The following is a 10,633-nucleotide window of genomic DNA, read 5'->3' as shown; positions in this document are numbered from 1 at the left end:
TTTTAGCAAAACTACAAACAATTATCCACCCGATGGACATCTCTCTTACTAGAAAAAAGTGCCAATCGCTATTGACACTGCAAAGGTAAGAGTGGTCTTGGCACTGAACACCGACAGCCAGAACTGTTCTTCCGAACCGTTGTTATAACGGTTGAAGTTCTTGAACCAAGCGGATAACTCGTCAGCCCACAAGCATAAACCACGTTTGTTTTGCGCATGGATAAGGCTCAAACCTTCAGGCGTTACATCCGAAATTAAGAAGCGTTTACGAACTGGCTCCTGAGGAAATTGTTCTTCACCGCTTTCCGCTCGTTCTTTGCGGCTCATACTCATCAGCTCATCATACTTGGCAAGAGCCTTTTCAAAGACTTGATTCTGCTGGTAGTCATAATCAAGAAACGGTTTCATAGCAAAACTGAGCGGATGGCTTTTGTTTGCTCCCGGTCTTCCAATCAATGCCATATACAGAATAGGACTTTCTATCCAGCCTTGCTTGATTTGGGCAAGATGCGTGTTGCCGATGCCAACTGCAATCGCTGTAAGAATTGCAGAGGCAATGTAGTCAGTCGGGTAGTTATGGCATTCGTGAACCTCACTGATGATGCGTTGGATTTTTGTCGGGAATATGCTGACAGGAAAATCAGTGCCAGCCAATCGCATACTTAAATCAACCGCTTCGTCAATGATGGATGCCGGATTAATAGAGGATGTATCCATAGTTCTACTCATTAAAACTTCATGGATGATTTGGACTTATGACGGACACCGCCTTGCATATTTGCCAGCATCTCCTCGTAAGTCTGTTCTGCACTCTTTCTACGCCCGTTCTCAATCCAAGCAAGAAGTTCGTCCTCATAGAAATAGAGTTTCTTTCCTTTCTTGTAAGCCGGAAGCAGCCCTTTGCGTACCAATGTATAGATGGTAGGCTTTGCTTTTCGGATGATACGGCAAGCATCCTCTATTTCTACCAACACATGTTTGTCAGATGGCTGTGGCTGGAGTTCCGCTACCATCTTTTTCAACTCGATGACCTGTTCGGTCAGATAACCTACCGCTTCGGGCAGCTTATCAAATGTTACTGTTTCTTTTTGCATACGCCAATCGTTTTTAATTGTTCGACGGCAAAGGAAACAGGTGTTTCAATGGTGGAATCATTCACCAAAATATAACTGATGAATAACTTTTTGATGGTAATAAGTGATGATTACGAGTAATTTAAGTACCTTTGTGTCATGAAATACTAGTGGTTATTGAAGCTATAAAACAAATTTGTCGTTTATGATACCGCAATTTGAAGAAATACGGATACAGGCATTGAAAGAATTAAGTGCCGGGATAGTTATGAGAGCTAAAGATTTACGCATTCCTTTGGCTAAGCATTTTGGATTGACCGATGAGGAAATGAATGCTTGGTATCCTTCTGGTAATGGCGAAATATTCTTAGACCGTATTTCGTGGGCTTTATCGTATCTTTTTATTGCAGGTCTTGTAGAAAAGCCCCAAAGAGGTGATTATAAAATCAGCGAAAAGGGACTGTCTATGCTTTCTTCATGCACGGAGAAACAAATAAATGAGTTCATCAAATTAACAGTGAATGCGAAAACTCCGAAGAAAAGTTCTAAAAATAAGGATGCTAACAACACTTCTTCCCATTTGGGAAATGATGATGAACGTACACCGGAAGAAGAATTAGCTGATTCTTATGATAGGATAAAGCAGAATGTGCAATCTCAAATTCTGACAACTATATTAAGTAAAAAGCCACAAGAATTTGAACGGTTAGTTGTGAAATTACTTCAAGCAATGGGGTATGGTGGCGAGGTCAAAAACTCAGGTGTTGTAACGAAACTATCTAATGATGGTGGTATAGATGGTATCATTAAAGAAGATATTTTAGGATTTAATCATATATCCATACAGGCAAAGCGATATGCTTTAGATAATAATGTTCAGCGTCATGAGGTTCAGAGCTTTGTAGGAGCTGTTGCAGGAACACCATCCAAGAAAGGTGTATTCATCACCACCTCTGATTATTCTAAAGGTGCGATGGAATATGTGGAAAGCCTTAACGGTTCACCAACTATTATCCTGATAAATGGTCAGCAATTAACAGAATATATTTATGACTATGGCTTGGGATTGCAAACAGAGAAAGTCCTTAAAGTCATGAAAATGGATATGGACTACTGGGATGCAATGGACAATGCCTAATGGTATTGCGTTATGCAATTTTTCTATCTAATTTAATCTTGCATTCTGATTCTGTATGCGACATTTTACGTTCAATAGTAGATATTTCCGAATCACGGAGGGTATGGGTAAATACCCTCTTTATAAAAGTGGCGGTCTGTAAGCGTGGCTTACTGAATGCCTTGCCGATATTCCATCCAAAGTGCATGATGTCAATGGTCTTTAACTGAGAATCGACCTTTATTGGTTCAACTTCAGGCAGAGTATCTAACAAGTAATATTCTGCCACATATCCACACAAGCGATTAAGTGCCGTTTCATCAAGATAGGAAACCAAAGTTTGTTTTGTGTATGCGATAACCTTATTGAGTTTTTCTTGTGAGGCACGTTCTTTCTCTGCCATAGCGTTTGCACGAAGAATCTCGTATTCTGATGGCTGGTCGGATTCTTCGATAGATGTGTTGTTGGTAGAAGGCGTGGTTTCCTCCTTTGGAAGTTCTGCCACATCTTCGTTGGGTTCGTAATATGATAGAGTAGAAACTTCTTCTGTTATGTCAGATGTAGTTTCGATTTCAATTTCGGGTTCAGGTTCAGAAATGATAGGTTTTGAATTTATAGAACTTCCGGCAAGTTCCGAGTTTGCTGCTGGAGCTTCTACGACTACAGCCTTGTTGCGATAGCATTCAAATCTCATAAAGCACTTTTCTATTGTAGGTGAAAGGAGTTGTCTGAATACCATTTGCAGATTGAGATAGATAGCCCCCATGATAATGGAGCATACCACCAATATGAGGTAGCTGCTGAACTCGTCCCAGCCATAGTGAAGTACGGTCTGGCGGGCTAAAACACCAATGATTGCGATTGTACCAAAAACAATCAGATGCAATGTTATATGTTCTATCTTTCTCTGTTCCATAGTGAGATGTATTAATCGTTTGTGTGCAAATATATAGGATTAATTTTTGAGAAAATCCATAGTTTTGCCTGCTAATGGGCTTTTGACGATATATTTCATCACTTTTCACCACGTTACACTCCTAATAATAAGCGTATTGCAAATTTCTTGCTTTTGGATGAAAATAGTTGGGTAAATAGGCTTGTGTATCTTAAAAACAAAAATTATCTGCATCATTTAAGGTAAACAATGCAGATAATCAATAGGGTATAGAGATATTGCTTATTAGCAATACAATGTATGGTTTGTATCCTTGTTGAAATATAACAGGAGGTTGTAATCTTGTTTACGAGCGACTTTGTTTATTAGCCATTTCCTAAATGCAGCGGAATGTCCGGTGTCAATCTGATAGGATAGGATTATAACCATATCGAGATTATACACATCGGCATTGTTCCCATTCTCCAATTTGATGTACTTGCAAACTTCGTAGCTCTTTAAAACATTAGCTTTCAAGATTCTCTTGATTGCTGCATGGATAGTTCCTGCTGTTGTATAAAGCAAGGCGGCAATCTCCCAAGAGGTCATCCATACTTCGCCATCAGAAATATAGATGCCTTGTCCGTTATTTGTTATGATTCCTCGTTTCATAATTATATCTATTTGAGTGATATTTTATTGGCAGTCTCTCGTTTCTTGGAATTGACCAAATCGGCATATATTTGAGTTGTGGATACGTTTTTATGCGTTAGCATCTTTGAGACCGTGTAAATATCTGTACCTAAGGATATTTGGATGACGGCATATGAGTGACGAAATCCGTGGAAGGTTATCGGTTTCGTTATTCCTGCCTTTTTGAGCCAGCTTTTCAGCGGATAATTAATCATACTTCGTTTCAAGTCTTTGAATACCTTGCCGGTTCCGGGTGTACCACATAGCTCGTAGGCTTCGTAACTTATGGGAAGGGTCGCTTCCGTTTGGGTTTTCTGTGTTCTGATACGCAAGCAATAGCCTTGGTCGGGAGCAATGGCAAAATCTTCCCATTGAAGATTGAGAATATCGCTGATGCGTAGCCCTGTCAGGCAAGCAAACAAAGAAGCTGCTTTCAGAACGGGGATGTCGCAAGGAGTGGCGGCAAGTTGCTTCACTTCGTCCAGTGTCAGGTACTCTTTCTTCACATCTTGCGGTTCAATCTTATCAAGATAGTCATTGATGTTTTCACGCAACCATTTGTCTCGATAGGCAATCTTCAACAATCCTCTGAAAGTGGAGTAGTAGCCGGATGCCGAATTGAGGGATATGGGGCGGTTGCTATGTTTGAGCTGCTTGGCGTTCAACAGGTATTCACGGAACTTCTTGCACAAGTCCACATTCACCTCGCCAAAGGTGCATTGCCCTTTAACAAAGTTGTAGAAATGCTGATAGACAAACGTCCATTTCTGGTCTTTACTTCGGCACATCTTTTTGAAGTAGGCGAGGAAGTCGGCTTTCTGCTTGGTTTTATCCAAGAAGCCGAACTCTTCATTGATGAGCGACTGCACTCTGATACAACGGATAGCCTCTGCTTTATTCAGCATATCGTTGTTGAACTCCCTTTCCATTTCATTTTTAGGATGGGCATAGATGTAGATGCCGAGATATTCCCGACGACTCATCTGCATGGTTTCGGGGTTACGAACTGCCGGATAATAATCCAGATACAAAGAGATGCGATTATTCCGAATCGCTCTTTGGCGAACTGTTACTTTTGTACACGTGTGTGTCATACTGATTAATATTTAGAGTTTTACATTTATTTGGTGCAAAGGAATAAGGTGATTCAATGGTGGCAGTAACCACCGAGAAATAACTTATTCAATCTTGGGAGCTGCGAGTAGTTTATCCAATTCAGGCTTGGAAATAAGCGTGTACTTGCCTTTCTTGACCTTTGGAATATTGTGATATTTAGCATAATGATAGAGTTGGTCACGAGTAAGACTGAACCTCTCCATCGCTTCTGCCACCGTGTAGTATTGCGGTTCTTCAGGTGCTGCCACTCCTTTGGCTATATCCACATGTTTCTTGGAATAGTATACCATAATGCCCTCTTTCTTCTTCGGGATAGCATTCTTGGAAACGAAAGTGTAGATGGCAGATAAGGTCATGCCGAACTTCTCCTGCATTTCCTGCGTGCTGTACCATTCAGTAATGTCAGGATTCGGGGTTTTCTTGGCAAAGTAAGCGTCAATGTGTTTCTTGCTCCAGTAGGTTTTGCCACGATTGAAAGTCCGAGGTATGTTATTCTTCTTGGCTACTGCAAATATCCACGATTCGGCAACATTGAATTTCTCTTTGACTTCGGCAGTGGTATAGAAATCGGTGATAGGGGCTTTCTCTTTTGTTGATGTCTTCTCGTTTTCATTCGAAAGATAGTCAGTCATATTTTCTATATCAGCTCTGCGAACAAGCGTTTTCCTTTCAAACCGGATTACTTTGATTATTCCATTGCGGATATAGCGATATATAGAAGTACGCCCAATGTTTAATAACTCGGCTACTTCTGATGGAGTAAGATACTCCTTATTCAAATTAGGAGGTGTCTTTATACTTTTCCCTAATTCGTGTTGCAGACTTTCGATACGCTGTTTCCTAACCCTGTCTTTGTAGGCAAGGTTGGCACATCGGTGTGAACAATACTCTGTGGTCGTCTTATGAGCTGTGAAAACAGCGTTGCACCACTTACATCTTTTCTGAATGTCGATTCTACTACTCATTTTATTTATCCGTTTATTTCGCCAAATCTGTTTCATCGCGTACCACCACGTACCATGACGTACCAGTGTGTCCACGACCTTTCCGCCTAAAATCGGAGAGTAACAAGCGAGCAACAAATGCGGTACAAAAATGAGCTGAAAAAGCCCTATAAACGATAACCATCGCTTATAAGGCTAAAAAGAAAGGCGCTCAAAATGAACGCCTTAATAATCATTGATGATATATGCTAATCGTTGGTAATCACCACTTACTTGCCGATGCAGAAATTTCTAAATATTGATTCTAATGTATCCTCTGTTTTTATTGTTCCACCGATTATTTCGCCAAGGTTATATATGCATTGACGTAATTCTTCACTTAATAATTCATTACCCATATTTTGTTTAATTCCGTTTATCAAAGTTTTTATATTCTGATGAGAGGAATATAAGGCCTCGTAATGGCGTATATTTGTGATAATGATATCATTTTCTTTTATTTCAGGAATATTTGCTACATCATATATTATACTCTCTAATACAGATATATTTGTTCCTTGTTTTGCACTAAGTTCAATAATGGATGAGTCTGTTATAGAATGCTTGTTTATTATTTGTTTTAACGATTCTATTTCTGTTTTTATATTATCTATACAATCAGATTTATTGAATGCAATTATTATTTTCTTTCCATCTAATTTGGGGACAATACTAATAATCTCATTGTCCGTAGGTATTTTATCTATTACCCATATAATAATTGAGGCTTCATCTATTTTTTTGAATGTCCGTTCTATTCCAATATTTTCTATTGTATTTGTTGTTTTTCTTATACCTGCCGTATCAATGAAGCGAAATGATACTCCATTAATTTCTATTGTATCTTCTATTACATCTCGTGTCGTTCCATGTATATTACTCACAATAGCTTTATCATCGCCTAATAATTGGTTTAATAAAGTACTTTTGCCTACATTAGTTTTACCAATAATAGCAACAGGAATTCCTTGTTTCATAGCTCTTCCTGTTTTGAATGATTTTAATAAAGAAGAAATCTTGCTTTCTATTTTGTTCGCAAGGTATAGTAAATCCTCATTATTTGCAAATTCAAGTTCTTCGTGATCACTGAAATCAAGTCCGAGTTCTATTAGCGATGTCATGTGCAATAGTTGTTCTCTTAAAGAGTGCAATTCAGACGAGAACTTTCCGCGCAGCTGGTTCATGGCCATTATATGTGTTGCATGATTGGTTGACGCAATTAAATCAGCAACAGCCTCAGCTTGGCTTAAATCCATTTTCCCATTTATGAAAGCGCGCTGTGTATATTCTCCCGGTGAGGCTTGTCGGCATCCATATTGGATTAGAAGTTTTAATATTCTATCTGCAATATACTGTGAGTTGTGAAATGAAATCTCAATACAATTTTCACCAGTATAAGAGTGAGGAGCATGAAAAATGCTAATTAGGACTTCGTCTATTATTTCTTTGTTATTGCAAATTTTTCCATAAGCCAATGTATATGGTTTACGTTCCTTTAATGGGGTTTTGTCTTTGGGAATAAAAATTTCATCTGCAATATTGATAGCCTCTTTACCTGAAATTCTTATTATTCCTATAGCTCCACCTTGTGATGTGGCTATTGCGCAGATAGTTTTTTCTGTATCCATTCCTGTTTCTTTTATCATTAACTATAAATATTTTTCCACTAAATAATTTGTAAGAAACATTTTGTTTGCTTTTCGCTTCTGTTCTTTAACTATAATATATCTGTTCTTTTGGAAAAAATTAATAGCTGTTATGCTTACTTCTGATGTAAGTTTCTTTATTCTTCTTGTACGCGCATATAGTTCCATTTCGTTGAATAAAGTTTTAGCGATGCCAATGCGTTGGAAGTCTTTATGAACAAACATAGAATTAATATATCCATCTCTACTGATAGAAGAGAAGCCAATAATTTGTTTTTTATATGTTTCTGCGACTATAAAATAATGACTGGTAATTAATTCTTTCCAACGTTTAATGTTATTTCCGCATGATGCCCAATCTTTTGCTTCATTAATAGAATAGTCATTGATGTTTATGCTTAGGATTGTATCTTTGAATATCTTTTGTAAAACTTCAATATCTTTACTTTCTGCATTCCTTATATAAAAATCGGTTCTTTTCATTTCTAATATAGGAAAGTTGTTCCCTTGGGAGTCTTTTGCATTTCTATTATATATAACAAATCCCATTTTATGATAAAAAGTACTGGCATTAGGATTTTCTTCATTCACATCAACATATTGAGTCTTAAATTTTTCTATTCCTATTGTCATTAATCTCCTGCCAATACCTTTACCAAAATAGCTCGGGATAACAAATAGCATTTCTGTTTTTTTACATTCAATACCAATAAATCCTATTATTTCGTTTTTATAATATGCTGTGATGAGTGTTTCAATATTCTTTAATCCTTTTTGTACATATGGTCGTAACCTAAATATATCTTGGTGAGTGAGAAATGAATGCGATACTTTTACAGATAATTCCCATAATGAAACTAATTTTGATATCAATACGTCTGTTCGTTTCTCATTTATTCTAATGTCTTCGATATTCATTGATAAATTATATACGATCCAAAACTATTTTAATTAGATTGTCGATGCTGTTTTTATATGTAGAATTAGCTTCTTTGGCTCTTCTGTTGGCAATAACCATGCAACATGTCATGGCTTTATGTCCCATTAGGCGGGCCAATCCGGCCAAGGCAGAACTTTCCATCTCAAAGTTTGTTATACGGTAACCGTTGTATTCGAAATTTTCTACTTTTTTATTCTGATTTGGATCTGCGAGTGGAATGCGTAATTCACGTCCTTGCGGACCAAAAAAACCTCCACATGCAATGGTTACACCTCGCACCATATCATATGATGCAATTCGTTCTATCAGTTCCTTATCACCATCAATTACATAAGGTGCGCCAAGTTGTGGGTTCCAATTCATGTGTTTCTTGAAATGTTCCTCAAAATCAATGTCACAAACTTCATTTCTGCCTGCGTAGAAATTTAATAGTCCATCAAAGCCAATGCTTTTTTCAGTAGCAATGAAAGTACCTATAGGTGTGTCAGGTTGTAGGCCGCCACAGGTTCCGATACGAACAAGAGATAGTTCACGGTGTATATCTTTTTCTGTGCGTGTATTGAAGTTGATATTTGCTAAAGCATCAATTTCGTTAATCACAATATCAATATTATCACATCCAATACCAGTACTCTGTACTGTAATTCGTTTACCATTGTATATTCCGGTTATGGTACGAAACTCTCTGTTTTCAATTTCACATTCTTTTATTTCAAAATGTGAAGCTACCAATTCTACACGTCCGGGATCACCAACCAATATAATTTTGTCGGCAAGTTGCTCTGGTTTTAAATGTAAATGGAATATGCTTCCGTCATTGTTGATTATCAACTCTGATTCTTCAAAATATTTTTTCATAATCTGTTCTGGTTTAAAAGGTTATTTTCTGAATTTCTAATTTCTTTTTCTATTTTACTGATAGTTATTTCAAGAACTTCATATTGTTGCTCGCTTTTTAATATTTCATTCTTTAATACCTTTCTTTCCTGAGAATTTGCTGTTATATAATAGATGCGTGCCTTTTCGATTGTTTGGTCAAGTGCAGACAATTGTTCTTTCTTTGTTTTCAATAGTCTATATAAGGTTATATTATTCTTTGAACGAAAATCAGATATTTTATCATATAAAATATTGTCATTTATGACAAACGAGAAATGTTCTTTGTTTTGTTCCATTTTTGGCTGAATAGTTGATAAACGATTTAATGCATTCTTTCTTTCTATGCCATCTTTCCAAGTTTTTGATATTTTAGAGATACGGGCAAATTCTTTTATTTCCTCCATTGAATATTTATCTGTGGAATAAGTTTGTCGTGTCTCAGAAGGAATAAATATGTATATGCACACTTTTCCTTCCGTTTGGTTTCTGTCTGTTACGAACCATCCGATGTTATTCAACTCATCTATTGCGAACATGTAATCGTTTGCTTCAGAATTAAATGGCATACCGATATTTTCCGGTTCAAGAAATCTACCTTCATCTGCATCAAATCTTGTGGCAAAGATATCCAACCCACCTATGCTTTCTTCCCCTGTTGCGGCAAAATATAATGTGACTCCATCGGGCATCATAAAAGGGTAATTAAACTGTGACAATGCTTTGTCATTATATAAACCTTCTACAATGACAGGTTCTGTCCAGTTCCCATTAAGTTTGTCACTAGTGTATAGTTTTGCATTACCTTGTGCATCTTCAATTGGGAAATAGCATTTGTCTCCAATTTCATTTACGTATATAAAAGAATTGGACTGCAAATCTGAATGATTAAAGAAATCATTATATTTGTATATATTTCCTGCCTCAGAACCGAGATTGTATTTACTAAGAAATTTATCTTTATCAACAACTATACTGTCGATAAAGATAATATCTTGTGTTGCGGTAATCATGCGTTCAATTGGGGAATCATTTTTTTGTTCCGCTTTTGACGCTGATTTAGAGCGCTTTGAGATGTTCTGTGCTGATAAATAAAATGGTATTACACAGAGTATGGTGATTAAGATTAATAATTTCCTCATATCTTTGTTTTTTACGGGACAAAGTTACTACAAAAAAGTGAAATGTGGAAAGATATAGTGATAGAATTGAGTTACAGGGGTTTCAGTCGTGCATCCGATTATTCGTGAAGCCATCGCAATCACCGCTGAAGCCAAATCAGGACGCCGCTACGTTACTTGTCCGTAACCATGCC

The 10,633-nt window shown here is 37.2% G+C and carries 10 protein-coding genes and 1 pseudogene; 1 reads left to right on the top strand and 10 read right to left on the bottom strand.

The genetic code is table 11. From position 1 onward, the window contains the following. Positions 1–84: 84 nt before the first annotated feature. Positions 85–717, bottom strand: a pseudogene (locus HPS53_RS12305) (DUF3987 domain-containing protein); the annotation flags it as partial. Positions 718–728: 11 nt separating this feature from the next. After that, positions 729–1,094 carry a helix-turn-helix domain-containing protein gene (locus tag HPS53_RS12300; protein ID WP_008760305.1) on the bottom strand — a complete coding sequence of 122 codons (366 nt, stop codon included), beginning with the start codon at positions 1,092–1,094 and terminating at the stop codon, positions 729–731. A gap of 184 nt (positions 1,095–1,278) precedes the next feature. Here HPS53_RS12300 and HPS53_RS12295 point away from each other — a divergent pair, with 184 nt between their 5' ends. Next, a complete protein-coding gene (locus tag HPS53_RS12295; protein WP_170106398.1) occupies positions 1,279–2,211 on the top strand; it encodes a restriction endonuclease in 933 nt (310 codons plus the stop codon). A 10-nt stretch (positions 2,212–2,221) separates the two neighbouring features. Here the strand turns inward: HPS53_RS12295 and HPS53_RS12290 are convergent, their stop codons facing one another. The 8 genes from HPS53_RS12290 to HPS53_RS12255 all read right to left on the bottom strand — a co-directional run bounded on the left by HPS53_RS12290 (position 2,222) and on the right by HPS53_RS12255 (position 10,460). Further along, positions 2,222–3,106, bottom strand: a complete 885-nt coding sequence (locus HPS53_RS12290; RefSeq protein WP_172206486.1) for a mobilization protein — start codon at positions 3,104–3,106, stop codon at positions 2,222–2,224. A 264-nt stretch (positions 3,107–3,370) separates the two neighbouring features. Beyond that, on the bottom strand, positions 3,371–3,736 hold the full coding sequence (locus HPS53_RS12285; RefSeq protein ID WP_135958666.1) for a lipofamily protein: 366 nt from the start codon (positions 3,734–3,736) through the stop codon (positions 3,371–3,373). Positions 3,737–3,744: 8 nt separating this feature from the next. Further along, positions 3,745–4,851 (bottom strand): site-specific integrase, encoded by a 1,107-nt coding sequence (locus HPS53_RS12280; protein ID WP_172206484.1) that lies wholly within the window; start codon positions 4,849–4,851, stop codon positions 3,745–3,747. An 84-nt stretch (positions 4,852–4,935) separates the two neighbouring features. Beyond that, on the bottom strand, positions 4,936–5,838 hold the full coding sequence (locus HPS53_RS12275) for a helix-turn-helix domain-containing protein (RefSeq protein ID WP_172206482.1): 903 nt from the start codon (positions 5,836–5,838) through the stop codon (positions 4,936–4,938). A gap of 248 nt (positions 5,839–6,086) precedes the next feature. Beyond that, on the bottom strand, positions 6,087–7,484 hold the full coding sequence (mnmE, locus tag HPS53_RS12270) for a tRNA uridine-5-carboxymethylaminomethyl(34) synthesis GTPase MnmE (protein ID WP_172206490.1): 1,398 nt from the start codon (positions 7,482–7,484) through the stop codon (positions 6,087–6,089). Between the two features lie 21 nt (positions 7,485–7,505). Then, positions 7,506–8,420 (bottom strand): GNAT family N-acetyltransferase, encoded by a 915-nt coding sequence (locus tag HPS53_RS12520; protein ID WP_216651930.1) that lies wholly within the window; start codon positions 8,418–8,420, stop codon positions 7,506–7,508. Between the two features lie 7 nt (positions 8,421–8,427). After that, on the bottom strand, positions 8,428–9,300 hold the full coding sequence (locus tag HPS53_RS12260; protein ID WP_172206479.1) for a nucleoside phosphorylase: 873 nt from the start codon (positions 9,298–9,300) through the stop codon (positions 8,428–8,430). Beyond that, a complete protein-coding gene (locus HPS53_RS12255; protein WP_104369566.1) occupies positions 9,297–10,460 on the bottom strand; it encodes a hypothetical protein in 1,164 nt (387 codons plus the stop codon). The genes HPS53_RS12260 and HPS53_RS12255 overlap by 4 nt, the downstream gene beginning before the upstream one ends. Positions 10,461–10,633: the final 173 nt, after the last annotated feature.

It is taken from the genome of Prevotella sp. PTAC (assembly GCF_013166535.1).
Classification (GTDB): Bacteria; Bacteroidota; Bacteroidia; order Bacteroidales; family Bacteroidaceae; genus Prevotella.
The sequence above is the reverse complement of the archived record's forward strand: the minus strand, read 5'-3'. Positions and strand labels throughout refer to the sequence as shown.

Coding starts and splice junctions, on each gene's coding strand:
- HPS53_RS12290 (WP_172206486.1), bottom strand. CDS start 3,106: ATGGAACAGAGAAAGATAGAACATATAACATTGCATCTGATTGTTTTT.
- HPS53_RS12255 (WP_104369566.1), bottom strand. CDS start 10,460: ATGAGGAAATTATTAATCTTAATCACCATACTCTGTGTAATACCATTT.
- HPS53_RS12275 (WP_172206482.1), bottom strand. CDS start 5,838: ATGAGTAGTAGAATCGACATTCAGAAAAGATGTAAGTGGTGCAACGCT.
- HPS53_RS12300 (WP_008760305.1), bottom strand. CDS start 1,094: ATGCAAAAAGAAACAGTAACATTTGATAAGCTGCCCGAAGCGGTAGGT.
- HPS53_RS12260 (WP_172206479.1), bottom strand. CDS start 9,300: ATGAAAAAATATTTTGAAGAATCAGAGTTGATAATCAACAATGACGGA.
- HPS53_RS12285 (WP_135958666.1), bottom strand. CDS start 3,736: ATGAAACGAGGAATCATAACAAATAACGGACAAGGCATCTATATTTCT.
- HPS53_RS12520 (WP_216651930.1), bottom strand. CDS start 8,420: ATGAATATCGAAGACATTAGAATAAATGAGAAACGAACAGACGTATTG.
- HPS53_RS12295 (WP_170106398.1), top strand. CDS start 1,279: ATGATACCGCAATTTGAAGAAATACGGATACAGGCATTGAAAGAATTA.
- HPS53_RS12280 (WP_172206484.1), bottom strand. CDS start 4,851: ATGACACACACGTGTACAAAAGTAACAGTTCGCCAAAGAGCGATTCGG.
- mnmE (WP_172206490.1), bottom strand. CDS start 7,484: ATGGATACAGAAAAAACTATCTGCGCAATAGCCACATCACAAGGTGGA.